Origin of the sequence: Enterobacter cloacae complex sp. EB5, from assembly GCF_031432835.1 — a bacterium.
Taxonomy (GTDB): domain Bacteria; phylum Pseudomonadota; class Gammaproteobacteria; order Enterobacterales; family Enterobacteriaceae; genus Enterobacter; species Enterobacter hormaechei_C.
Genome location: NZ_CP133860.1, coordinates 2,566,727 through 2,588,339, shown reverse-complemented (window position 1 = coordinate 2,588,339; position 21,613 = coordinate 2,566,727). Strand labels below are relative to the sequence as shown.

25 protein-coding genes are annotated in these 21,613 nt (G+C 54.5%); 8 read left to right on the top strand and 17 right to left on the bottom strand.

Going from position 1 to position 21,613, the window contains the following annotated elements:
* Positions 1 to 8: 8 nt before the first annotated feature.
* From secG to rlmE, 5 genes are all read right to left on the bottom strand, one after another.
* Positions 9 to 341 carry a preprotein translocase subunit SecG gene (gene secG / locus RHN82_RS12370; protein ID WP_003861803.1) on the bottom strand — a complete coding sequence of 111 codons (333 nt, stop codon included), beginning with the start codon at positions 339 to 341 and terminating at the stop codon, positions 9 to 11.
* A 222-nt stretch (positions 342 to 563) separates the two neighbouring features.
* On the bottom strand, positions 564 to 1,901 hold the full coding sequence (gene glmM, locus RHN82_RS12365; RefSeq protein ID WP_003861804.1) for a phosphoglucosamine mutase: 1,338 nt from the start codon (positions 1,899 to 1,901) through the stop codon (positions 564 to 566).
* Positions 1,894 to 2,742: a dihydropteroate synthase gene (gene folP / locus RHN82_RS12360; RefSeq protein ID WP_048981769.1), complete on the bottom strand. Its 849-nt coding sequence runs from the start codon at positions 2,740 to 2,742 to the stop codon at positions 1,894 to 1,896. The genes glmM and folP overlap by 8 nt, the downstream gene beginning before the upstream one ends.
* Positions 2,743 to 2,840: 98 nt before the next feature.
* Positions 2,841 to 4,775 (bottom strand): ATP-dependent zinc metalloprotease FtsH, encoded by a 1,935-nt coding sequence (gene ftsH / locus RHN82_RS12355; RefSeq protein WP_013098921.1) that lies wholly within the window; start codon positions 4,773 to 4,775, stop codon positions 2,841 to 2,843.
* Between the two features lie 102 nt (positions 4,776 to 4,877).
* Positions 4,878 to 5,504, bottom strand: coding sequence for a 23S rRNA (uridine(2552)-2'-O)-methyltransferase RlmE (gene rlmE / locus RHN82_RS12350; protein WP_003861812.1), 627 nt, complete (start codon positions 5,502 to 5,504; stop codon positions 4,878 to 4,880).
* A 127-nt stretch (positions 5,505 to 5,631) separates the two neighbouring features.
* On the opposite strand from rlmE, the gene yhbY reads away from it, so the two are divergent.
* The gene (gene yhbY, locus RHN82_RS12345) at positions 5,632 to 5,925 is read left to right on the top strand and encodes a ribosome assembly RNA-binding protein YhbY (protein ID WP_003861814.1); all 294 of its coding nucleotides are present in this window, start codon (positions 5,632 to 5,634) and stop codon (positions 5,923 to 5,925) included.
* Between the two features lie 151 nt (positions 5,926 to 6,076).
* Here the strand turns inward: yhbY and greA are convergent, their stop codons facing one another.
* Positions 6,077 to 6,553, bottom strand: a complete 477-nt coding sequence (gene greA / locus RHN82_RS12340; protein ID WP_006812122.1) for a transcription elongation factor GreA — start codon at positions 6,551 to 6,553, stop codon at positions 6,077 to 6,079.
* 228 nt (positions 6,554 to 6,781) lie between these two features.
* On the opposite strand from greA, the gene dacB reads away from it, so the two are divergent.
* Genes dacB through pmrB form a run of 3 tightly spaced genes read left to right on the top strand, consistent with a single transcriptional unit; the run spans position 6,782 to position 9,920 of the window.
* Positions 6,782 to 8,215, top strand: a complete 1,434-nt coding sequence (dacB, locus tag RHN82_RS12335; RefSeq protein WP_003861817.1) for a serine-type D-Ala-D-Ala carboxypeptidase — start codon at positions 6,782 to 6,784, stop codon at positions 8,213 to 8,215.
* A 2-nt stretch (positions 8,216 to 8,217) separates the two neighbouring features.
* The gene (pmrA, locus tag RHN82_RS12330) at positions 8,218 to 8,880 is read left to right on the top strand and encodes a two-component system response regulator PmrA (protein ID WP_003861819.1); all 663 of its coding nucleotides are present in this window, start codon (positions 8,218 to 8,220) and stop codon (positions 8,878 to 8,880) included.
* Entirely contained in the window at positions 8,877 to 9,920 is a 1,044-nt protein-coding gene (gene pmrB / locus RHN82_RS12325) for a two-component system sensor histidine kinase PmrB (protein ID WP_045348884.1), read from the top strand. Before pmrA ends, pmrB begins: the two co-directional genes overlap by 4 nt.
* A 33-nt stretch (positions 9,921 to 9,953) precedes the next feature.
* Here the strand turns inward: pmrB and cgtA are convergent, their stop codons facing one another.
* From cgtA to rplU, 4 genes are all read right to left on the bottom strand, one after another.
* Positions 9,954 to 11,129 (bottom strand): Obg family GTPase CgtA, encoded by a 1,176-nt coding sequence (gene cgtA / locus RHN82_RS12320; protein ID WP_006812124.1) that lies wholly within the window; start codon positions 11,127 to 11,129, stop codon positions 9,954 to 9,956.
* A 15-nt stretch (positions 11,130 to 11,144) separates the two neighbouring features.
* The gene (locus RHN82_RS12315) at positions 11,145 to 12,110 is read right to left on the bottom strand and encodes a DMT family transporter (RefSeq protein WP_048981770.1); all 966 of its coding nucleotides are present in this window, start codon (positions 12,108 to 12,110) and stop codon (positions 11,145 to 11,147) included.
* A gap of 95 nt (positions 12,111 to 12,205) precedes the next feature.
* Complete coding sequence (gene rpmA, locus RHN82_RS12310) at positions 12,206 to 12,463, bottom strand: 50S ribosomal protein L27 (protein WP_003861831.1); 258 nt, start codon at positions 12,461 to 12,463, stop codon at positions 12,206 to 12,208.
* Positions 12,464 to 12,482: 19 nt separating this feature from the next.
* The gene (rplU, locus tag RHN82_RS12305; RefSeq protein ID WP_003025032.1) at positions 12,483 to 12,794 is read right to left on the bottom strand and encodes a 50S ribosomal protein L21; all 312 of its coding nucleotides are present in this window, start codon (positions 12,792 to 12,794) and stop codon (positions 12,483 to 12,485) included.
* Between the two features lie 257 nt (positions 12,795 to 13,051).
* On the opposite strand from rplU, the gene ispB reads away from it, so the two are divergent.
* Positions 13,052 to 14,023 (top strand): octaprenyl diphosphate synthase, encoded by a 972-nt coding sequence (gene ispB, locus RHN82_RS12300; RefSeq protein ID WP_006812126.1) that lies wholly within the window; start codon positions 13,052 to 13,054, stop codon positions 14,021 to 14,023.
* A 229-nt stretch (positions 14,024 to 14,252) separates the two neighbouring features.
* Positions 14,253 to 14,540: a DNA-binding transcriptional regulator SfsB gene (gene sfsB / locus RHN82_RS12295; protein WP_047051270.1), complete on the top strand. Its 288-nt coding sequence runs from the start codon at positions 14,253 to 14,255 to the stop codon at positions 14,538 to 14,540.
* Positions 14,541 to 14,603: 63 nt separating this feature from the next.
* Here the strand turns inward: sfsB and murA are convergent, their stop codons facing one another.
* From murA to mlaF, 7 genes are all read right to left on the bottom strand, one after another.
* Positions 14,604 to 15,863, bottom strand: a complete 1,260-nt coding sequence (gene murA, locus RHN82_RS12290; RefSeq protein ID WP_006812128.1) for a UDP-N-acetylglucosamine 1-carboxyvinyltransferase — start codon at positions 15,861 to 15,863, stop codon at positions 14,604 to 14,606.
* 50 nt (positions 15,864 to 15,913) lie between these two features.
* Positions 15,914 to 16,168 (bottom strand): BolA family iron metabolism protein IbaG, encoded by a 255-nt coding sequence (gene ibaG / locus RHN82_RS12285; protein WP_003861840.1) that lies wholly within the window; start codon positions 16,166 to 16,168, stop codon positions 15,914 to 15,916.
* 126 nt (positions 16,169 to 16,294) lie between these two features.
* The gene (gene mlaB / locus RHN82_RS12280) at positions 16,295 to 16,588 is read right to left on the bottom strand and encodes a lipid asymmetry maintenance protein MlaB (protein ID WP_047051236.1); all 294 of its coding nucleotides are present in this window, start codon (positions 16,586 to 16,588) and stop codon (positions 16,295 to 16,297) included.
* A complete protein-coding gene (mlaC, locus tag RHN82_RS12275) occupies positions 16,588 to 17,223 on the bottom strand; it encodes a phospholipid-binding protein MlaC (protein WP_003861845.1) in 636 nt (211 codons plus the stop codon). The genes mlaB and mlaC overlap by 1 nt, the downstream gene beginning before the upstream one ends.
* 18 nt (positions 17,224 to 17,241) lie before the next feature.
* Positions 17,242 to 17,790, bottom strand: coding sequence for an outer membrane lipid asymmetry maintenance protein MlaD (mlaD, locus tag RHN82_RS12270; RefSeq protein WP_003861847.1), 549 nt, complete (start codon positions 17,788 to 17,790; stop codon positions 17,242 to 17,244).
* 4 nt (positions 17,791 to 17,794) lie between these two features.
* Entirely contained in the window at positions 17,795 to 18,577 is a 783-nt protein-coding gene (mlaE, locus tag RHN82_RS12265; protein WP_003861848.1) for a lipid asymmetry maintenance ABC transporter permease subunit MlaE, read from the bottom strand.
* 7 nt (positions 18,578 to 18,584) lie between these two features.
* Positions 18,585 to 19,397, bottom strand: a complete 813-nt coding sequence (gene mlaF / locus RHN82_RS12260; RefSeq protein ID WP_006812132.1) for a phospholipid ABC transporter ATP-binding protein MlaF — start codon at positions 19,395 to 19,397, stop codon at positions 18,585 to 18,587.
* Positions 19,398 to 19,624: 227 nt separating this feature from the next.
* Between mlaF and RHN82_RS12255 the strand changes: the two genes are divergently transcribed.
* A complete protein-coding gene (locus RHN82_RS12255; RefSeq protein WP_047051237.1) occupies positions 19,625 to 20,602 on the top strand; it encodes a calcium/sodium antiporter in 978 nt (325 codons plus the stop codon).
* A gap of 13 nt (positions 20,603 to 20,615) precedes the next feature.
* Positions 20,616 to 21,602, top strand: coding sequence for an arabinose-5-phosphate isomerase KdsD (kdsD, locus tag RHN82_RS12250; RefSeq protein ID WP_003861853.1), 987 nt, complete (start codon positions 20,616 to 20,618; stop codon positions 21,600 to 21,602).
* Positions 21,603 to 21,613 lie beyond the last annotated feature (11 nt).

Here is a 21,613-nt window from a genome sequence, read left to right as displayed (position 1 = left end):
CGGAATACTTACTGCGGGATATCGCTGGTTGGCTTAGCCGGTGCAGCTGGCTGAGTTTGCTCAGTTTTCGCTGGCGCGCTCAGATTTTCCCACTCGCTTCCTTTACTGGTCTTGTTGCTGTTGATATTACCCAGCACCAGACTGATGATGAAGAACAGCGTAGCCAGAATCGCCGTGGTGCGGGTCATGAAGTTCGCAGAACCACTTGAACCGAACAGCGTACCGGAAGCGCCTGCTCCGAAGGAGGCTCCCATATCAGCGCCTTTACCTTGCTGTAGCATAATCAGCGCTACGAGAGCGATGGCTACAATAAGGAAAATAACTAAAAGAGCTTCGTACATAATCAACCTGTTCCTTGCGGATTTGCCGCATACCAATGCTTCGACCAATTAGCAGGATTTTGTTTCCCACTGAAGCGGGTGTGAATACTAACCAAAGCGAATCACCTTCGCAAGGGCATTTTCGAGGCATTGTATCAACTGCGGAAAAAAACAGCAAAAAGCCATTAATTGCTTAAAACAAAGGCGGCAAACGCCGCCTTTTTAAACACTTATTCTGAAAGATTATGCAGCTTTGACTGCATCCGCAATGCGGTGCGCAAATTCAGTCACCTGCGCTTCGTCTTCGCCTTCCACCATCACGCGGATCAGCGGCTCGGTACCCGACTTACGCAGCAGGACGCGCCCACGGCTGCCAAGAGTCGCTTCCACCTCTGCCATCACCGCTTTCACGTTATCATTTTCCAGTGGGTCGCCTTTACCCGCCGTGAAACGTACGTTGACCAGAATCTGCGGGAACATTTTCATGCCGCTGCACAGATCGTGCAGACTCATATGGTTACGCGCCATCGCGGCAACAACCTGAAGCGCCGCCACAATGCCGTCACCGGTAGTGGTTTTATCGAGCAGGATCACATGGCCGGAGTTTTCCGCGCCGATACGCCAGCCTTTCTCCTGGAGTTTTTCCAGCACGTAGCGGTCACCTACTTTCGCACGAACAAACGGGATGCCCAGCTGTTTCAGCGCCAGCTCCAGGCCCATATTGCTCATCAGCGTACCGACCGCGCCACCGCGCAGCTGCCCCTGACGCAGGCCTTCACGCGCAATAATGTAGAGGATCTGATCGCCATCGACCTTGTTACCTTCGTGGTCTACCATGATCACACGGTCGCCATCGCCATCCAGGGCAATACCCAGATCGGCCTTTTCAGCCAGGACACGCGCCTGCAAGGCACGCACGTCTGTCGCGCCAACTTCTTCGTTGATGTTCAGGCCGTCCGGCTCGCAGCCGATAGTGATCACTTTCGCACCCAGCTCGCGGAACACATTCGGCGCAATGTGGTAAGTCGCACCGTTGGCACAGTCCACCACAATTTTGAGGTGTGCCAGGCTCAGTTCATTCGGGAAAGTGCCTTTGCAGAATTCAATGTAGCGGCCTGCGGCATCGACAATACGGTTTGCTTTACCCAGCTCAGCGGAGTCAACACAGGTGATCTCTTTTTCCATTTCCGCTTCAATCGCCTCTTCCACGTCATCCGGCAGTTTAGTGCCGTCGATGGAGAAGAATTTGATACCGTTGTCATAGAACGGGTTATGGGAAGCGGAAATAACGATGCCCGCTTCCGCACGGAAGGTGCGGGTCAGATAGGCAACGGCAGGGGTCGGCATTGGCCCCGTAAAGGAAGCTGAAAGCCCCGCCGCCGCCAGCCCGGCTTCCAGCGCGGATTCCAGCATATAACCCGAAATACGGGTATCTTTACCAATAATGATCTTACGGGAGCCATGACGCGCCAGCACCTTACCCGCTGCCCAGCCCAGCTTCAGGACAAAGTCAGGGGTAATTGGCGCATCGCCTACGCGCCCACGGATGCCATCGGTACCAAAATATTTACGATTACTCATAGCGTTTGTTTTCCTTCGCTGCCAGTGTGGCTTCCACCACACGCATGGCTTCTACTGTTTCTTTTACGTCATGGACGCGAATGATGTGTGCACCTTGCATCGAGGCAATCACCGCGCAGGCCAGACTGCCGCTCAGACGTTCGCTCGGCCCGACATTCAACAACTGACCAATCATCGATTTTCTCGACATTCCCACCAGCAGTGGCAGGCCGAACTGATGAAACTCTGATAAGCGCGCAAGCAACGCGTAATTGTGTGAGAGATTTTTACCGAAACCGAAGCCCGGGTCGAGCAGCAATTTCTCTTTTGCGATACCCGCACGTTCACAGCGTTCGATATGCTCAGTAAAGAAGCGGGTGACGTCGGCAAACACATCGTCATATTTTGGCGCCTCCTGCATTGTCTTAGGCTGGCCCTGCATATGCATCAGACACACCGGTAGCCCGGTTTCTGCGGCGGCTTCAATCGCGCCCGGCTCGGTCAGCGAGCGGATATCATTGATAATGTGAGCGCCCACTCTCGCCACTTCACGGATCACTTCGGGTTTGGAGGTATCAACGGAGATCCACACTTCAAAGCGCCGGGCGATAGCCTCCACCACCGGCACCACGCGCGCCAGCTCTTCCTCCACCGAAACCTCCGCCGCACCAGGCCGTGTTGACTCCCCTCCAACGTCAATGATGGTGGCACCCGCGTTGATCATTAAATTCGCGTGTTTAACCGCGTCGATAAGCGAATTATGCGTGCCGCCGTCAGAGAAGGAATCAGGCGTAACATTCAGGATCCCCATCACATGAGGATGTGAGAGGTCGAGATGCGAGTCCTGGGCGAATAGTTTCATGGTGAAATCCCTGGAATTAATGTGGTTAAACAGATAAGAAAAACCCCGGAGCAAGCTCCAGGGTTTGAGATACAGACAAACGCTTCAACAGCAGTGACTTACTTGTCGCCCAACTGCTCTGACATGGTGTTGCCCGGGTTTGGCGTACGCGGTTCATCGACCGGACGCGGCGCTCGCGGGGTGCCATTGTTGTCAGAATTGTTAGACGCGCCTGGGTCTTCCCAGCCTGCCGGCGGACGCACTTCGCGGCGCGCCATCAGGTCGTCAATCTGCGGTGCATCGATGGTCTCATATTTCATGAGCGCATCTTTCATCGAATGCAGGATGTCCATATTGTCGTTCAGGATCTGACGGGCGCGACCGTAGTTACGTTCGATCAGCGCTTTCACTTCCTGGTCGATGATACGAGCCGTTTCATCGGACATATGTTTCGCTTTTGCCACGGAGCGGCCCAGGAATACTTCGCCCTCTTCCTCTGCATACAGCAGCGGACCGAGTTTGTCGGAGAAGCCCCACTGAGTCACCATGTTACGCGCCAGGTTTGTCGCCACTTTAATGTCGTTGGACGCACCGGTCGAAACATGTTCCGGACCGTAGATAATCTCTTCGGCCAGACGACCGCCGTACAGGGTTGAAATCTGGCTTTCCAGCTTCTGACGGCTGGCGCTGATCGCGTCGCCTTCAGGCAGGAAGAAGGTCACACCCAGCGCACGACCGCGTGGAATAATCGTCACCTTGTGTACGGGATCGTGTTCCGGCACCAGACGACCGATAATCGCGTGGCCCGCTTCGTGATATGCCGTGGACTCTTTCTGCGCTTCCGTCATCACCATGGAGCGACGTTCCGCACCCATCATGATTTTGTCTTTCGCTTTCTCGAATTCCACCATGGACACGACGCGCTTGTTACCGCGAGCGGCAAACAGTGCTGCTTCGTTGACCAGGTTAGCCAGATCCGCACCGGAGAAGCCTGGAGTACCACGCGCGATGATTGCCGCGTCGATATCTGGCGCCAGCGGTACGCGACGCATATGCACTTTCAGAATCTGTTCACGACCGCGAACATCCGGCAGACCGACCACAACCTGACGGTCGAAACGGCCTGGACGCAGCAGCGCAGGGTCAAGTACGTCCGGACGGTTAGTTGCCGCGATAACAATGATACCTTCGTTACCTTCGAAGCCGTCCATCTCAACCAGCATCTGGTTCAGGGTCTGCTCACGTTCATCGTGACCACCACCCAGGCCTGCGCCACGCTGGCGGCCTACGGCGTCGATTTCATCGATAAAGATGATGCACGGTGCTGCCTTCTTAGCCTGCTCGAACATGTCACGCACACGAGATGCGCCGACACCCACGAACATTTCAACGAAGTCAGAACCTGAAATAGTAAAGAACGGCACCTTCGCTTCACCCGCGATGGCTTTTGCCAGCAGGGTTTTACCGGTACCCGGAGGGCCGACCATCAGGACGCCTTTCGGGATCTTACCGCCCAGTTTCTGGAAACGGCTCGGCTCGCGCAGGTATTCAACCAGTTCACCCACCTCTTCTTTTGCTTCGTCACAACCTGCTACGTCAGCAAACGTGGTCTTGATCTGGTCTTCCGTCAGCATACGCGCCTTGCTCTTACCGAACGACATGGCACCTTTGCCACCACCGCCCTGCATCTGGCGCATAAAGAAGATCCAGACGCCGATAAGAAGCAGCATCGGGAACCAGGAAATGAAGATAGAAGCCAGCAGGCTTGGTTCTTCCGGCGGCTCGCCTACCACTTTGACGTTTTTGGTCAGAAGGTTATCAAGCAGCTTAGGATCGTTCACCGGGATGTAAGTCGTGTAACGGTTACTATCTTTCTTGGTAACGTTGATCTCACGTCCGTTGATACGCGCTTCGCGAACCTGGTCCTGATTGACCTCTTGCAGGAAGGTAGAATAATCCACCTTGCGGCCATTCGACTCGCTGGGCCCAAAGCTCTGGAATACTGACATCAGCACAACGGCAATGACCAGCCAGAGTATTAGGTTTTTCGCCATGTCACTCAAGGGATTAACCTCATATTACAACTGTGTTAAAAACAGCGTCAGGATACTCTATATCCAGTTTCATTCAAACTTTCGCCTGAAATCTACCGGTTATCATTTTCGCCCGGTCGCTACAATATACACTTCACGGGAACGGGCCCGGGAAGAGTCCGGCTTACGAACTTTGACCTTCGCAAACAGGGAGCGAATTTCCTTAAGATACTCCTCGAAACCTTCGCCCTGAAACACCTTCACAACAAAACTACCACCAGGCGCTAGTACATCACGACACATTTCTAACGCTAGTTCCACCAGATACATGGCGCGGGGGATATCCACCGCCGGTGTTCCACACATATTTGGCGCCATATCCGACATGACAACCTGGACCTTACTGTCACCTACACGATCAAGTAATGCTTTAAGCACTAATTCATCACGAAAGTCGCCCTGAAGGAAGTCGACACCGACGATGGGATCCATTGGTAAAAGATCGCATGCAATGATTCGGCCCGTTCCGCCGATCTGCGTAACCGCATACTGGGACCATCCGCCAGGTGCCGCACCGAGGTCGACCACCGTCATTCCCGGTTTAAAAAGTTTGTCACTTTGCTGTATTTCATCAAGTTTAAACCAGGCGCGGGAACGCAACCCCTTTTTCTGCGCCTGTTGAACATATTTATCGCTAAAGTGTTCCTGAAGCCAGCGGCTGGAGCTGGCAGAACGCTTTTTACCTGTCATTTAACATTTCCGTCCTGGTTCATCGTTGCTTGCCTGTGACGTAAATTTCTACGCAGCTATTTGGCGATATTAGGGAGATGGCGGTAGAATGAACCGTTTTCAATCCCAACGTAAGCAAAAATATACGATGAATCTGAGTACTAAACAAAAACAGCACCTTAAAGGTCTGGCACATCCGCTCAAGCCTGTAGTGATGCTTGGCAACAATGGTTTGACCGAAGGGGTGCTTGCCGAGATTGAACAAGCGCTGGAACACCACGAGCTGATCAAGGTGAAAATCGCCTCTGAAGACAGAGACACTAAAAACCTGATCGTGGAAGCCATCGTGCGCGAAACCGGCGCCTGTAATGTACAGGTCATCGGTAAAACGCTGGTGCTCTATCGCCCATCTAAAGAGCGCAAAATCTCGCTGCCACGTTAAGGATATCCTGAATCGAACACATTTTCTGTGTGAAACGAGGGATTTCTTTCAGCAGGCGAGCAAAATGCCATGCTCCTTGAGTTGATAAAAGGCCGCTATGCGGCCTTTTTCTTTTCTTTACAATGTATCAACATCTTAGTAGAGAAGCGAATTACAGGTATTCAACCTTAATAATTTCGTATTCCACTTCACCACCAGGGGTGCGGATGGTAACTACATCGTCCTGCTCTTTGCCAATCAGGCCGCGAGCAATCGGCGAGTTCACCGAAATCAGGTTCTGTTTGAAGTCCGCTTCATCATCACCCACGATGCGATAGGTCTGCTCTTCGTCGTTGTCCAGATTCAGGACGCTGACGGTAGAGCCGAAGATCACACGGCCATTATTTGGCATTTTGGTGATATCGATAACCTGCGCGTTAGACAGTTTTGCCTCGATATCTTTAATGCGCCCCTCACAGAACCCCTGCTGCTCACGCGCCGCGTGGTATTCAGCATTCTCTTTCAGGTCGCCATGCTCACGCGCTTCCGCGATAGCGGCGATGATTTCAGGGCGACGCACGGATTTGAGAAAATCCAGCTCTTCGCGCAGTTTTTCGGCACCACGTAAGGTCATCGGAATAGCTTGCATTTGTTATACCTCTTAAACATTCCTGTTGGGAGCAGTGTTCCCTGCTCCAGCCCACCTGAACAGGCCAGAAGCAAAAAGAAAACCGACCCGGGAGCAACGCCCCAGGTCAGCAGCAATTTTTCAATTTGATACGCATTTTACCGCGAAGTTCACTATGGGTCATCGTTTACTTTACAGTGCCATGCACCGTAGTATGACGGTTTGTTTTCGGGTTGTTAGCGCGAGATTATGCGATTTTCCAGTTTTATCATCGGATTGACTACCAGTATAACGTTCACCGTTCAGGCCGCGAATGTTGATGAGTACATTAATCAACTGCCCGCCGGCGCGAACCTTGCCCTGATGGTGCAGAAGGTTGGCGCGCAGGCTCCCGAGATTGACTATCACAGTCAACAGATGGCGCTGCCTGCCAGTACCCAGAAGGTGATCACTGCCCTCGCCGCCCTGCTCCAGCTCGGGCCTGACTTCCGTTTTACTACCACCCTTGAAACCAGAGGTAACGTTGAGGGTGGCGAACTGAAAGGCGATCTTATCGCCCGTTTTGGTGGCGATCCCACCTTTAAGCGCCAGGATGTCCGCAACATGGTGGCGGTCCTGAAAAAATCCGGCGTAACAAAAATTGATGGCAACGTGCTGATCGACACCTCCATTTTCGCCAGCCACGATAAAGCGCCTGGCTGGCCGTGGAACGACATGACGCAGTGCTTTAGCGCCCCGCCAGCCGCCGCCATCGTTGACCGTAACTGCTTCTCCGTATCGCTTTACAGCGCGCCAAAACCAAATGACTTAGCTTTTATCCGCGTGGCCTCATACTACCCGGTCACGATGTTCAGCCAGGTGCGGACGCTGGCGAAAGGTTCCCCGGAGGCGCAGTATTGCGAGCTGGACGTGGTACCGGGCGATCTCAACCGCTATACGCTCACCGGCTGCCTGACCCAGCGGGCCGATCCCCTCCCGCTGGCCTTCGCCATTCAGGATGGCGCTGGCTATGCCGGTGCCATTTTTAAAGATGAACTGAAGCAGGCGGGCATAACCTACACCGGAACGCTGCTGCGCCAGACGCAGGTAAATGAGCCAGGCACGGTGATTGCCAGCAAACAGTCCGCGCCACTGCATGATTTGCTTAAGATTATGCTGAAAAAGTCGGATAACATGATTGCCGACACGGTGTTCCGCATGATTGGGCACGCGCGCTTTGGTGTGCCGGGCACCTGGCGGGCCGGTTCTGATGCCGTACGACAGATCCTGCGCCAGCAGGCGGGTATCGATCTGGGCAATACGATCGCCGTTGATGGTTCCGGTTTATCGCGTCATAACCTGATCTCGCCGGCCACCATGATGCAGGTGTTGCAGTACATTGCTCAGCATGACGCTGAGCTAAACTTTATTACGATGCTGCCGCTTGCCGGACACGACGGCTCTCTTCAGTACCGCGCGGGCCTTCACGCTGCGGGCGTGGATGGCAAAGTGTCAGCCAAAACGGGTTCCCTGCAAGGCGTTTACAACCTTGCCGGTTTTATCACCACCGCCAGCGGACAACGCATGGCATTTGTGCAGTATCTTTCCGGCTATGCCGTCGAACCGGCTGACCAGCGCAATCGCCGTATTCCACTGGTGCGTTTCGAAAGCAGGCTCTATAAGGACATCTACCAGAATAACTAGCGATGAAACTACTGATAGTTGAAGACGATCTGTTATTGCAGGAAGGGTTAGCGCTGGCGCTGGGGAATGAAGGCTACGCCCTGGATTGTGCCGCCACGGCCGCTGAAGCAGATGCCCTGATCCAGAGCGGTGAATACAGCCTGGTGATCCTGGATTTGGGGCTGCCGGATAAAGACGGCGCGACGCTGCTCTGCCAGTGGCGTCGTCGTGGGGTGGAGAATCCCGTATTGATTCTCACTGCTCGCGATGCCATTGAAGACAGAATTAACGGGCTGGATTCTGGCGCTGACGATTATCTGGTAAAACCCTTCGCCCTTGCCGAGCTACAGGCTCGCGTGCGGGCGTTGATCCGCCGCTATCAGGGCCACAGCGACAACCTGCTGACGGACGGAGATATCACCCTCAATCTGCAAACTCAGCAGGTGCTGCGCCAGTCTCAGCCTGTGGAAGTGACGCCAAAAGAGTTCGCTCTGCTGACGCGCCTGATCATGCGCAGCGGGCAGACCGTGCACCGCGAAACGCTGCAACAGGACATCTACTCCTGGCAGGACGATCCAGGATCAAACACGCTTGAAGTTCACATTCATAATCTGCGGCGCAAGCTTGGTAAAGATCGCATCAAAACCGTACGCGGCGTGGGTTACCGTCTGGAGAGCCAGAAATGAACAGTATGCGCCGGCGATTAATGGTGTTGCTGGCGGTTATTCTGCTATTTTTTCAACTCATTAGCGTAGTCTGGCTGTGGCATGAGAGCCGCGAGCAGATCGGTTTTCTGGTGAACGAAACGTTGTCCGCCAAAGCGCGCAACAACCATGTCGAAAAAGAGATCCGCGAAGCCATTGCCTCCCTGCTGGTCCCTTCTCTGGTAATGGTCGGTTTTACCTTGCTCTTCTCATTCTGGGCAGTCACCTGGATCACCCGACCACTCAACAAACTTCGCGCCAGCCTTGCGAACCGTTCGGCGGATAATCTGACTCCCCTGCCTATGTATTCTGATATGGAAGAGATCGGCGCTGTGACCGCGTCGCTCAACCAACTCCTCGCCCGGCTGGACCACACTATTCAACAGGAACGTCTGTTTACCGCCGATGCGGCACACGAGTTACGTACGCCGCTTGCGGGGATCAGGCTCCATCTGGAACTGATGGCTCAGTCCGGTTCCCCGCAGGCCACGCCACTGATAAGCCGTATCGATCAGCTGATGCACACGGTGGAACAGCTGCTGATGCTGGCGCGTGCCGGACAGGCGATGGCCAGCGGCCATTACGATACCGTGAACTGGACAGAGACGATCATTGCTCCGCTCAGCCTGGAGCATGAAGCCAAAGAGCATACGGTAATTTGGCCGGCCCACAGCGCGCTGACGGTACAGGGGGACGCCGTCCTGTTACGTCTGATGCTAAGGAACCTTCTGGAGAATGCCGCCCGCTACAGCCCGGCAGGCACAACCATTGAAGTGGCATTAACAGCGACGGAGGGCGGTACCCGGGTGAGCGTTACCGATCAGGGGCCGGGTATTGATGAGGCGCACCGCCAGTCGATCACCGAACCTTTCCGACGTCTCGACCAGCGCTACGGCGGCAGCGGCCTTGGGCTGAGCATCGTACAGCGTATCGTACAGCTCCATCATGGCCATTTAACGCTGGAGAACGGCGCTGAGGGCGGCCTCATCGCCAGCTGTTGGTTACCGACGAAAATAGGATAAAAAAAAGCCCCGTTAAGGGGCTTTATACAGGGGTTAGTGCTTGTAGATGAACTCGACGCCTTCTTCGTCGTCTTCATCCCAGTCATCGTCCCAGTCTTCATCATCTTCTTCCGCTTCCAGCTCTTCGAGCTGCTGGCGGTGGTAGTCATCCCACATGAATTCGACTTTTTCAGGCTGTTTCGCCTCTTCTGCCTGAACAACCGGATTCTCAATGATAAAGGTCATCACATCCCAGCAGAGATCTTTCACGCCAACCTGGCTGGCGGCAGAGATCAGATAGTACTTATCTTCCCAACCCATCGCGTCGGCAATCGCTTTAGCTTTCGCTTCAGCTTCCGCTTTGTCCATCAGGTCGATCTTGTTAAATACCAGCCAGCGCGGTTTTTGCGCCAGTTTTTCACTGTATTTCTCCAGTTCGCCGATAATGATACGGGCGTTTTCAACCGGATCGGAACCGTCGATTGGATCGATGTCGATGAGGTGTAACAGTACGCGGCAACGCTCAAGGTGCTTCAGGAAGCGAATACCCAGACCGGCGCCTTCTGCTGCTCCTTCAATCAGACCCGGGATGTCAGCGACCACGAAGCTCTTCTCGTTATCCATACGGACAACGCCCAGGCTCGGCACCAGCGTCGTAAACGGATAATCCGCCACTTTTGGTTTCGCCGCAGAGACCGCACGGATAAACGTCGATTTACCGGCGTTTGGCATACCCAGCATCCCCACATCCGCCAGCAGCATCAGTTCCAGTTGCAGGTCGCGCTTATCACCCGGAGTACCCATGGTTTTCTGACGCGGGGTACGGTTAACGGAAGATTTGAAACGGCTGTTACCCAGACCGTGCCAGCCGCCTTTCGCCACCATCAGGCGCTGACCGTGTTTGGTCATATCGCCCATGGTTTCGCCCGTGCCCTGATCGATGACACGCGTACCTACCGGCACTTTGATCGTCACGTCTTTACCGCGTTTACCGGTACAGTCGCGGCTCTGGCCGTTCTGGCCACGCTCTGCGCGGAAAGATTTTTCGAAACGGTAGTCGATCAGCGTGTTGAGGTTTTCATCCGCCTCCAGCCACACGTCGCCACCGTCCCCACCGTCACCGCCGTCAGGACCGCCACGAGGAATATATTTTTCACGGCGGAAGCTTACACAACCGTTACCGCCATCACCTGCCACGACCAGAATCGTCGCTTCATCAACAAACTTCATTTTACTCTCCGTAACTCATTCGCCTGAGCGGGGGACTATTACAACCGCTTCATTTTTGCGCCAACGCCCCCAGAGACGATGACCAATGGCGGAATACATCGCGCCCGCAACCACGACAAACGCACCGAGATAGCCCAACAGGTTGAGCATCGGCTTGACGAAGACATCGGGCCAGGCCATTGATAACAAATCTGAAAATAACAGCGTAAACAGCGGGGTTAGCGTGATTAAGGCGCTCACCTGTGCTGCCTGCCAGCGCGCCATGGCTTCAGCCAGCGCGCCATAACCGACCAGCGTATTCAGCCCACAAAAAATGAGGCACGCCAGTTGCCAGTCGCTGAGCTGGGTAATTACACCCGGCTTCGCTAACGGCAATAATGCCAGTGTACACAAAGTGTACAGCAAAAAGAGGATCTGCTGTGAGGCAAGACGGCGCAATAACACCTTTTGCGCGACGCCATAACTCACCCAGACCGTTGCTGCGCCCACCCCAAAAATGACACCCCAGGTGTAATCCGTCAGGCGGGTAAAAATCTCAATCAGGCTGGTGTTAAAGAACATCACCAGCCCGCAAAGCAGCATGCATGCCCCGATGATCTGCGTGCCGCGCATCTTCTCCTTGAGGATGAATACGCTGGCGACCATCATGCCGACCGGTGAAAGCTGACCAATCACCTGCGACGCTGTAGGGCTAAGATATTGCAGGGAAGAGCTGAACAGAATGAAGTTACCGAACAGACCGCCCGTCGCGATAGCCAGTAACACCAGCCAACGCGGTTTTCGGAAGATGCGCAGCGGTGGCAGTTTACCTTTAACGGCCAGAATGGCGCCCAGGCCTATGCTTGCCATCAGGAAGCGATAAAACACCACCGTCGGTGGCTCCATAACTTCCAGTACCTGCTTCATTGCAATTGGCAGCGCACCCCAGCACATTGCGGTAGTGAGCGCCAAAAGAATACCAATGCCGGCCTGCTGCTTCATGCCCGTTTTCCCTACAGAAAATTTTCCGGGTTTCCAATGTAAAAAGCCCCGCAACACGTTGCGGGGCTTTAATCCGTTACCGGACCGAGAAAACCTTACTCAGCAACGATGCTGATGTATTTACGGTTGTTCGGGCCTTTAACTTCAAATTTCACTTTACCGTCTGCTTTAGCAAACAGAGTGTGGTCACGACCGCAACCTACGTTGGTACCCGCGTGGAACTTGGTGCCACGCTGACGAACGATGATGCTACCCGCCAGAACGGATTCGCCACCGAAACGCTTAACGCCCAGGCGTTTAGCTTCTGAATCGCGACCGTTACGTGTGGAGCCGCCAGCCTTTTTATGTGCCATTTAAATCTCTCCTCAGGTCTTAGGCGCTGATGCCAGTAATTTTCACATCAGTGAACCACTGACGGTGGCCCTGCTGCTTACGATAGTGTTTACGACGACGAAACTTAACGATTTTAACTTTCTCGCCACGACCGTGAGCAACAACTTCAGCTTTGATAACGCCACCATCAACGAAAGGAACGCCGATTTTGACTTCTTCACCGTTTGCGATCATCAGAACTTCAGCGAACTCAACAGATTCGCCAGTTGCGATGTCCAGCTTTTCCAGGCGAACGGTCTGACCTTCGCTTACTCGGTGTTGTTTACCACCACTTTGGAAAACCGCGTACATATAAACTCCGCTTCCGCGCACATCCTCGTATGATTCAGAGTGCGCTATAAATATTCACAATAGGGCGCGAATATTACGCAAAACGCGAGCCTTTGACAAGTGCTACCATCAATACATGAAGAAAAAAAACACAACACGTACGGTAACGTTTATCTGAGCCGTTTTTTCAGTACAATCAGCAATACTATTTATAAACCGAAACCCTTTGTGTACCCATCTCGTGTGGGATAAACAGGATAAAAAGCCCGGCTTTTGCGATGAATTTAGAAAAAATCAATGAGTTAACCGCGCAAGATATGGCGGGTGTGAATGCAGCAATCCTGGAGCAACTCAACTCTGACGTTCAGCTGATCAATCAGTTGGGCTATTATATCGTCAGCGGCGGCGGTAAACGTATTCGTCCGATGATTGCCATTCTGGCTGCGCGCGCGGTTGGCTATCAGGGAAATGCCCACGTCACGATCGCGGCGCTGATCGAATTTATCCACACCGCCACCCTGCTTCACGACGATGTTGTGGATGAATCAGACATGCGTCGTGGTAAAGCCACCGCCAACGCCGCGTTTGGTAATGCGGCAAGCGTTCTGGTAGGCGATTTTATCTATACCCGAGCCTTCCAGATGATGACCAGCCTTGGCTCGCTGAAGGTGCTGGAAGTGATGTCAGAAGCCGTGAACGTTATCGCTGAAGGTGAAGTCCTACAGCTGATGAACGTCAACGACCCGGACATCACCGAAGAAAACTATATGCGGGTGATTTACAGCAAGACCGCACGTCTGTTCGAAGCCGCCGCACAATGCTCCGGCATTCTGGCTGGCTGTAGCGAAGCTCAGGAAAAGGGGCTTCAGGACTATGGCCGTTACCTCGGCACCGCGTTCCAGCTGATTGATGATTTGCTGGACTACAGCGCGGATGGCGAAACGCTCGGTAAAAACGTCGGCGATGACCTGAACGAAGGCAAGCCAACGCTGCCGCTGCTCCACGCGATGCGCAATGGTACACCAGAGCAGGCGAAAATGATCCGGGAGGCTATCGAGCAGGGAAATGGACGCCATCTTCTGGAACCGGTACTGGAAACAATGGCAATCTGCGGCTCCCTGGAATGGACGCGTCAGCGCGCTGAAGAAGAAGCGGACAAAGCCATTGCCGCCATTCAGGTCATTCCCGACAGCCCATGGCGTGATGCGCTAATCGGCCTCGCGCACATCGCCGTCCAGCGCGACCGTTAATCCCCTCCTCATCTCCCTGCGCCCACGCAGGGAGATTCCAGTACGCACCAATAAATTACATTCCCGCGTAAGCCCATCGGGTTACAGGCCGCATGTATAAAGCCGTGCCTTATTCTGAATATTGCTTCTCGTAACATGAACTTTTTAGAACACATGTTCGAAGTGAGTATAGTAATGCTGTCTTTTCACACGAAACGACGTGGACGATAACGAACACAAGGACAGCATTATGGATACAAAATTCATCGACTGGCATTCTGCTGACATTATTGCGGCACTGCGTAAAAAAGGAACATCGCTGGCTGCCGAATCACGTCGTCATGGGCTAAGCTCGTCGACGCTGGCAAACGCCCTGACCCGCCCATGGCCAAAGGGGGAACTGATTATCGCGACGGCGCTGGATACGCATCCGTGGGTGATATGGCCGTCACGTTATCATGATCCTGTTACTCATGAATTTATCGACAGAACGCGCATGATGCGCCAGAGTAAAACGAAGAAAGCGCATCAGGACTGATGCACCAGGATTGACAGGAACAGCAATCCCCCGGCCTGTTCTGGCAGGGGGGTGCCGGAACGATTACTCGCCCTTCACACGCTCGATATTTGCACCCAGCGCGCGCAGTTTGTCCTCAATACGCTCGTAACCACGATCGATGTGGTAGATACGATCGACAACGGTAGTCCCTTCCGCAATACAACCTGCCAGCACGAGGCTCGCAGACGCGCGCAGATCGGTCGCCATCACCTGCGCACCGGACAGTTTTTCAACGCCGTGGCAAATTACCGTGTTGCTCTCAATCTCAGCATGCGCACCCATACGGATCAGTTCCGGTACGTGCATGAAACGGTTTTCGAAGATGGTTTCCGTGATGAAGCCTGTGCCTTCGGCCACCAGGTTCAACAGCGTGAACTGTGCCTGCATATCCGTCGGGAATGCCGGGTGTGGCGCAGTACGCACGTTAACGGCTTTAGGACGCTGCCCGTGCATATCCAAGCTGATCCAGTCTTCACCAATTTCAATGTCCGCACCCGCATCGCGCAGCTTCGCCAGCACCGCATCCAGGGTATCCGGCTGGGCGTTACGGCAGACAATCTTACCGCCAGAAATGGCTGCGGCCACCAGGAAAGTACCGGTTTCGATACGGTCCGGCAGAACGCGGTACACACCGCCACCCAGACGTTCAACGCCTTCGATGGTGATACGGTCTGTGCCCTGCCCGCTGATCTTCGCCCCCAGCGCGACCAGGAAGTTCGCGGTATCCACGATCTCCGGCTCACGGGCGGCGTTTTCGATGATGGTAGTGCCTTCTGCCAGCGTAGCAGCCGACATGATGGTGACTGTTGCGCCCACGCTCACTTTGTCCATGACAATGTGCGCGCCTTTCAGACGACCATTGACGGATGCTTTAACGTAACCCTCTTCCAGCTTGATCTCCGCGCCGAGTTTTTCCAGGCCGAAGATATGCAGGTCGACTGGACGCGCGCCGATAGCGCATCCGCCCGGCAGTGAAACCTGTCCCTGACCGAAACGCGCCACCAGCGGGCCAAGCGCCCAGATGGACGCACGCATGGTTTTCACCAGCTCATACGGCGCTGAGAAGTTGTTCACGTTGCTGGCATCGATCCAGACGGAACCGTTACGCTCCACTTTGGTGCCCAACTGGCCGAGCAACTTCATGGTCGTGTCGATATCTTTCAGCTTCGGTACGTTCTGGATCTCTACCGGCTCTTCTGCGAGCAACGCAGCGAAAAGAATGGGCAGCGCGGCGTTTTTAGCGCCAGAAATTGTGACTTCGCCCTGGAGACGCGTGGGTCCCTGTACACGAAATTTATCCATCGTTTGCTCTCTTATAAATTCAACCGTGCTGCGGGCGTTTCGCCCTCAGCTCAAAAACCGTTTAGTTTGCGATCGCGTGCCCACTCCTGTGGGGTGAACGCTTTAATCGACAGGGCGTGGATGCGGTTATCCGCAATGTATTCCATCAGCGGCGCGTACACAGCCTGCTGTTTCTTCACGCGACTCATTCCGTCGAACATCTCACCCACAGCAATAACCTGGAAGTGACTGCCATCGCCAGAGACGTGGGCTTCCTGAAGGGAGAGTGCATTCATCAGCACAGTCTGGATTTCATTATTTTCCATGGGGTCTACATCATCTGATAGTGAAAACAAGCTCAACATCTTAGAGCAAAGTGGCGCGGTCTTAAACAAGCAAAAAGCCCCGACGCGTAAACTGTCGGGGCTTTCAGAAGTAACGTACTGAAAAAATTAACGAGGTAATACGTCTTCGGGCAAATTGTAAAGCTGTGCAAGGGTAATCACGTTATCGCTTACCCCCGTCAGGGTGACGCTGCTGCCCTGCTTTTTGCCCGTGGCCACCAGGTGCGCCAGCAGGGCGATACCGGCGGTATCTACCCGCGTAACACCATGAAGATCAATCAGCGTCACGCCCTGCATCGCGTCATGGCGAGCGTCCCACAGCGGGTTAAGCAGATCCTGATCCAGCTCTCCCGTCAGCGTCAACGTCTCGCCGTCACGCGCCCAGCTAAGCTGCTGTGACATTACTTCTTCTCGTCCAGGGTAATTTTCTGACGAGAGATGGACTGAAGCTGAGCCGTCAGGCCATCGATGCCTTTAGTGCGCAGCAGATCGCTCCACTCGTTCTGTTTAGTGGTGATCATGCTGACGCCTTCAGCGATCATATCGTACGCCTGCCAGTTTCCGGTCTGGCTGTTTTTACGCCACTGGAAGTCCAGACGAACCGGTGGACGACCGTTTGGATCGATAATCGTCACGCGAATAGGAATGATAGTGGCATCGCCCAGCGGCTGTTCAGGGGCAATCTGATAGGTCTGCCCATGGTACATCGCCAGCGCCTGGCCGTAAGCCTGTTTCAGGTATTCACGGAACGCCGCAAAGTAAGCCTCGCGCTGTGCCGGGGTCGCGTCTTTGTAGTAACGGCCCAGCACCAGTGCACCCGCATACTTGATCTGCACATACGGCAGCAGTTCCTGATCCACCACATCACGCAGATAATCAGGGTTAGAACGGATTTTTGGCTGTTCGTTTTTAAGACGGTCGAAGGTTTTCTTCGCGGCCTCATTCATCAGTTTGTACGGGTTACTCTGATCCGCAGCGTGCGCCGCGGTAAGAGGGGCAATGACCAGCATGGCAACCATTAACAGTCGTTTAAACATGAATAACTTCTCCTGAAATTAATTCGTCGCGCCTGGCGTCGGTTCGACGTTGGTGTGGTCTTCACTCTGCGCAGGGGCATCGTCAGACTTTTTATCATCCCCTTTACTGTTGTAAAGGAACTGACCAATCATATCCTCCAGCACCATCGCTGACTTGGTATCCTGGATTACGCTACCGTCTTTAAGGATAGTCGTTCCCAGCTCAGGATCTTCAAAACCAACGTTAAGGGCCAGATATTGCTCCCCCAGCAGGCCAGAGGTGCGGATAGAAAGCGAGCTGGTGTCCGGAATGTGGTTATAGCGCTCTTCGATATCCATCGCGACGCGCGGCAGATAGGTTTTCTCATCAAGCGTAATGTCAGCGACACGTCCGATAACGACGCCACCAATACGCACCGGTGAGCGCGCTTTCAGGCCGCCGATGTTATCGAAAGTCGCGTAGATACGGTACGTCGGCTCGGCGCGAACAGAGGTGATGTCCGCCGCTCGCAGGCAGATGAACAGCGCGGCCAGCAGCGCCAGAAGCAGAAACACGCCAACCCAAATTTCATTTTTTCTCGTTTGCATGAACTCAATTCCCAAACATCAGTGCGGTGAGCACAAAATCCAGACCTAAAACGGCCAGCGACGAATGTACGACAGTACGCGTCGTTGCACGGCTAATGCCCGCCGACGTCGGAATGGCATCGTAACCATTAAACAACGCAATCCAGGTAACCGTCACAGCGAAAACCACGCTCTTGATCAGACAGTTCACCAGATCCATCCGCAGATCGATGGCGTCCTGCATGGCAGACCAGAAGAACCCGGCATCAATGCCTTTCCAGTTAACGCCAACCAGCGCGCCTCCCCAGATACCTACCGCCACAAAGAGGATAGTCAGTAACGGCAAGGAGATAACCCCGGCCCAGAAGCGCGGCGAGATCACCCGGCGCAGCGGATCGACTGCCATCATCTCCATACTGGAGAGCTGCTCGGTGGCGCGCATCAGGCCAATTTCCGCCGTCAACGCTGACCCGGCACGCCCGGCGAACAGCAGCGCGGCAACCACCGGCCCGAGTTCACGCAGCAGCGAGAGCGCCACCAGCATGCCAAGGCTGGTTTCCGCGCTGTAGGTTGTCAGCACCAGATACCCCTGCAACCCCAGCACCATGCCAATAAACAGACCCGACACGATGATAATAAGCATCGACAGCACGCCGACGTTATAAAGCTGCCGCACCAGTAACGGCGCATGCTTACGGAACTCCGGTTTGCCGACCAGCGCGTTGAACAACATTAATCCGGCACGCCCGAACGTACTGATGGTTTTTAGGCCACGGTGTCCAAGACCCGCCAACGCATTTAACAGCATGAGTGGCTTAACTCCCTATTCCGAGTAAATCGTCATGATAGTCGCCCGCCGGATAGCGGAAAGGCACCGGCCCATCTGCGATACCGTCCAGGAACTGCCGCACGCGCGGATCGCCATTCTCCTGCAACGCCTGGGCGCTGCCGTGGGCGACGATTTTTTTGTCAGCCACAATATAGGCGTAATCAGCGATACTCAGCACTTCCGGCACGTCGTGGGAAACCACCACGCAGGTGACGCCAAGGGCGCTGTTCAGCTCCGAAATTAACTTCACCAGCACGCCCATGGTGATGGGGTCCTGCCCGACGAACGGTTCATCGAACATGATTAAATCGGGTTCCAGGGCAATAGCACGCGCCAGCGCGGCGCGGCGCGCCATCCCACCCGAGAGTTCGGACGGCATGAGTTTCGCAGCCCCCCGCAGCCCCACGGCTTCAAGCTTCATCATCACCGTGCTGTGCAACAGCTCAGGAGGAAGATGGGTGTGCTCACGCAACGGATAGGCCACGTTGTCAAAAACGTTCATATCCGTGAACAGCGCGCCCGACTGAAAGAGCATGCTCATCCGTTTGCGAACCGTGTAGAGGCGCGAGCGAGACATCTCCGGGACATTTTCGCCGTCGAAGAGAATTTCGCCGCTGTCAGGGGGGATTTGCCCGCCGATAAGGCGCAGCAACGTGGTTTTACCGATCCCTGACGGCCCCATGATGGCGGTGATTTTACCGCGCGGCACGGTCAGCGAAATATCATCAAATATTAACCGGTTGCCGCGAGAAAAACTGACGCCCCGGACATCGACTATATTCGCCATCGTTTGGCTCATTTATGGTTCCTTACTTACCTTGCTTCACGGCTGGCATGAAGCGTAAATCAGCCCTAAACCCCGCATTTTTACAGAATATTCACTATTGGGGTTAGCGAAAGCTGGCATTTGTTTTACTTTTCCGGCGCATAAAGTCAAAATTAGGAATTCGTTACGTCTCAGACTTCATCTGGCGCCAACATTCGTGCGCAGTGGACCAGCGAGTATACCTGAAGAAAGGACTTTTGATGCTTTTAGCAACAGCACTGTTAATAATTGGTTTACTGTTGGTGGTCTACAGTGCTGACCGTTTGGTCTTTGCCGCATCCATTCTCTGTCGACTCATTGGCATGCCGCCCATCATTATCGGCATGACGGTGGTCAGTGTAGGCACATCGCTTCCTGAAATCATCGTTTCTGTTTCAGCCTCGCTGCATGGGCAGGTCGACCTCGCTATCGGCACCGCGATTGGCTCTAACATCGTCAATATCTTACTGATTTTAGGCTTAGCCGCATTATTGCATCCATTTCGCGTGCATTCTGATGTTTTGCGCCGGGAATTGCCGTTAATGTTAGTCGTCAGTCTGCTGGCAGGCTACGTACTTTATGACGGGGTGCTGAGCGTCGATGACGGTATATTCCTGCTCGCCCTGGCCGTGATCTGGTTGCTTTACAGCGTGAAGATCGCACGTCTGGCGGAAAAACAGGGCAACGATAGCCTCACGCGTGAGCATCTCGCCGAGCTGCCCCGGGAAGGGACCTTACCCGTCGCCCTGCTGTGGCTGGGCGTCGCGCTGATCATCATGCCAATGGCCACGCGGATGGTGGTCGATAACGCGACGGTGCTGGCGAACGCGTTTGCGATGAGCGAACTGACAATCGGTCTGACGGTAATCGCCATCGGCACCAGCCTGCCAGAGCTGGCTACCGCCATCGCCGGGGCGCGTAAAGGGGAGGATGATATCGCCATCGGCAATATCATTGGCTCGAATATTTTCAATATCGCAATCGTGACGGGGCTGCCGGCGTTAATCTCGCCGGGGCCGTTTAACCCTATGGTTTTCACGCGCGATTACGGTGTAATGCTGCTGGTCAGCGTGATTTTCGCCCTGCTCTGCTGGCGGCGAAAAGAGCAGATCGGCAAAGGCGCAGGCGCGCTGCTGACGGGTGGATTTATCGTATGGCTGGCGATGCTGTACTGGCTTTCGCCGCTTCTCTCTGGGTAAACGGAAACGCATTATGTCGCAAATAGAATTGCAGCCGGGTTTTGACTTTCAGAAAGCAGGCAAAGACGTTCTGGAGATTGAACGTGAAGGTCTGGCGCAGTTAGATCAGTACATTAATCAGGATTTTAGTCTGGCCTGTGAGAAGATGTTCTACTGTGCCGGCAAAGTCGTGGTGATGGGGATGGGCAAATCCGGCCATATCGGACGTAAAATGGCGGCGACCTTTGCCAGTACCGGCACGTCGTCATTCTTCGTCCATCCCGGTGAAGCCGCGCACGGTGACCTCGGCATGGTTACGCCGCAGGACGTGGTTATTGCGCTGTCCAACTCCGGGGAATCGAATGAAATCCTGGCGTTGATCCCGGTGCTCAAGCGTCTGCACGTACCGCTGATTTGCATGACCAGCCGCCCGGAAAGCAGTATGGCGCGTGCAGCGGATATTCACCTGTGCGTGAAGGTGCCTAAAGAAGCCTGTCCGCTGGGGCTGGCGCCGACCTCCAGCACAACCGCCGCGCTGGTGATGGGCGATGCCCTTGCCGTTGCGCTGCTGGAAGCGCGCGGTTTTACGCCTGAAGATTTCGCCCTGTCTCACCCCGGCGGCGCGCTCGGGCGCAAACTGCTGCTGCGGGTTAACGATATTATGCACACCGGGGATGAGATCCCGCACGTCAGCAAAGAGGCCTCTTTGCGCGACGCGTTACTGGAGATCACCCGTAAAAACCTGGGCATGACGGTTATCTGCGACGATCTGATGAAGATTCAGGGCATTTTCACCGACGGCGACCTGCGCCGGGTATTCGATATGGGTGTGGATGTCCGAACGCTGGGCATCGCTGATGTGATGACGCCAGGCGGGATCCGCGTCCGTCCGGGCACGCTGGCGGTCGATGTACTGAACCTGATGCAGTCCCGTCATATTACCTCAGTGATGGTTGCCGATGGCGACCAACTGCTGGGTGTGGTACATATGCATGATCTGCTGCGCGCTGGCGTAGTGTAATGAAGGATAAG

What these genes read in the sequence shown, in the direction of transcription:
- greA (WP_006812122.1), bottom strand. Translation starts at nt 6,553, where the DNA reads ATGCAAGCTATTCCGATGACCTTACGTGGTGCCGAAAAACTGCGCGAA.
- RHN82_RS12315 (WP_048981770.1), bottom strand. Translation starts at nt 12,110, where the DNA reads ATGAAGCAGCAGGCCGGCATTGGTATTCTTTTGGCGCTCACTACCGCA.
- RHN82_RS12255 (WP_047051237.1), top strand. Translation starts at nt 19,625, where the DNA reads ATGCTTTTAGCAACAGCACTGTTAATAATTGGTTTACTGTTGGTGGTC.
- mlaF (WP_006812132.1), bottom strand. Translation starts at nt 19,397, where the DNA reads ATGAGCCAAACGATGGCGAATATAGTCGATGTCCGGGGCGTCAGTTTT.
- rpmA (WP_003861831.1), bottom strand. Translation starts at nt 12,463, where the DNA reads ATGGCACATAAAAAGGCTGGCGGCTCCACACGTAACGGTCGCGATTCA.
- ftsH (WP_013098921.1), bottom strand. Translation starts at nt 4,775, where the DNA reads ATGGCGAAAAACCTAATACTCTGGCTGGTCATTGCCGTTGTGCTGATG.
- murA (WP_006812128.1), bottom strand. Translation starts at nt 15,863, where the DNA reads ATGGATAAATTTCGTGTACAGGGACCCACGCGTCTCCAGGGCGAAGTC.
- ispB (WP_006812126.1), top strand. Translation starts at nt 13,052, where the DNA reads ATGAATTTAGAAAAAATCAATGAGTTAACCGCGCAAGATATGGCGGGT.
- rlmE (WP_003861812.1), bottom strand. Translation starts at nt 5,504, where the DNA reads ATGACAGGTAAAAAGCGTTCTGCCAGCTCCAGCCGCTGGCTTCAGGAA.
- pmrA (WP_003861819.1), top strand. Translation starts at nt 8,218, where the DNA reads ATGAAACTACTGATAGTTGAAGACGATCTGTTATTGCAGGAAGGGTTA.
- folP (WP_048981769.1), bottom strand. Translation starts at nt 2,742, where the DNA reads ATGAAACTATTCGCCCAGGACTCGCATCTCGACCTCTCACATCCTCAT.
- pmrB (WP_045348884.1), top strand. Translation starts at nt 8,877, where the DNA reads ATGAACAGTATGCGCCGGCGATTAATGGTGTTGCTGGCGGTTATTCTG.
- mlaC (WP_003861845.1), bottom strand. Translation starts at nt 17,223, where the DNA reads ATGTTTAAACGACTGTTAATGGTTGCCATGCTGGTCATTGCCCCTCTT.
- ibaG (WP_003861840.1), bottom strand. Translation starts at nt 16,168, where the DNA reads ATGGAAAATAATGAAATCCAGACTGTGCTGATGAATGCACTCTCCCTT.
- secG (WP_003861803.1), bottom strand. Translation starts at nt 341, where the DNA reads ATGTACGAAGCTCTTTTAGTTATTTTCCTTATTGTAGCCATCGCTCTC.
- yhbY (WP_003861814.1), top strand. Translation starts at nt 5,632, where the DNA reads ATGAATCTGAGTACTAAACAAAAACAGCACCTTAAAGGTCTGGCACAT.
- glmM (WP_003861804.1), bottom strand. Translation starts at nt 1,901, where the DNA reads ATGAGTAATCGTAAATATTTTGGTACCGATGGCATCCGTGGGCGCGTA.
- rplU (WP_003025032.1), bottom strand. Translation starts at nt 12,794, where the DNA reads ATGTACGCGGTTTTCCAAAGTGGTGGTAAACAACACCGAGTAAGCGAA.
- kdsD (WP_003861853.1), top strand. Translation starts at nt 20,616, where the DNA reads ATGTCGCAAATAGAATTGCAGCCGGGTTTTGACTTTCAGAAAGCAGGC.
- mlaE (WP_003861848.1), bottom strand. Translation starts at nt 18,577, where the DNA reads ATGCTGTTAAATGCGTTGGCGGGTCTTGGACACCGTGGCCTAAAAACC.
- cgtA (WP_006812124.1), bottom strand. Translation starts at nt 11,129, where the DNA reads ATGAAGTTTGTTGATGAAGCGACGATTCTGGTCGTGGCAGGTGATGGC.
- mlaD (WP_003861847.1), bottom strand. Translation starts at nt 17,790, where the DNA reads ATGCAAACGAGAAAAAATGAAATTTGGGTTGGCGTGTTTCTGCTTCTG.
- dacB (WP_003861817.1), top strand. Translation starts at nt 6,782, where the DNA reads ATGCGATTTTCCAGTTTTATCATCGGATTGACTACCAGTATAACGTTC.
- sfsB (WP_047051270.1), top strand. Translation starts at nt 14,253, where the DNA reads ATGGATACAAAATTCATCGACTGGCATTCTGCTGACATTATTGCGGCA.
- mlaB (WP_047051236.1), bottom strand. Translation starts at nt 16,588, where the DNA reads ATGTCACAGCAGCTTAGCTGGGCGCGTGACGGCGAGACGTTGACGCTG.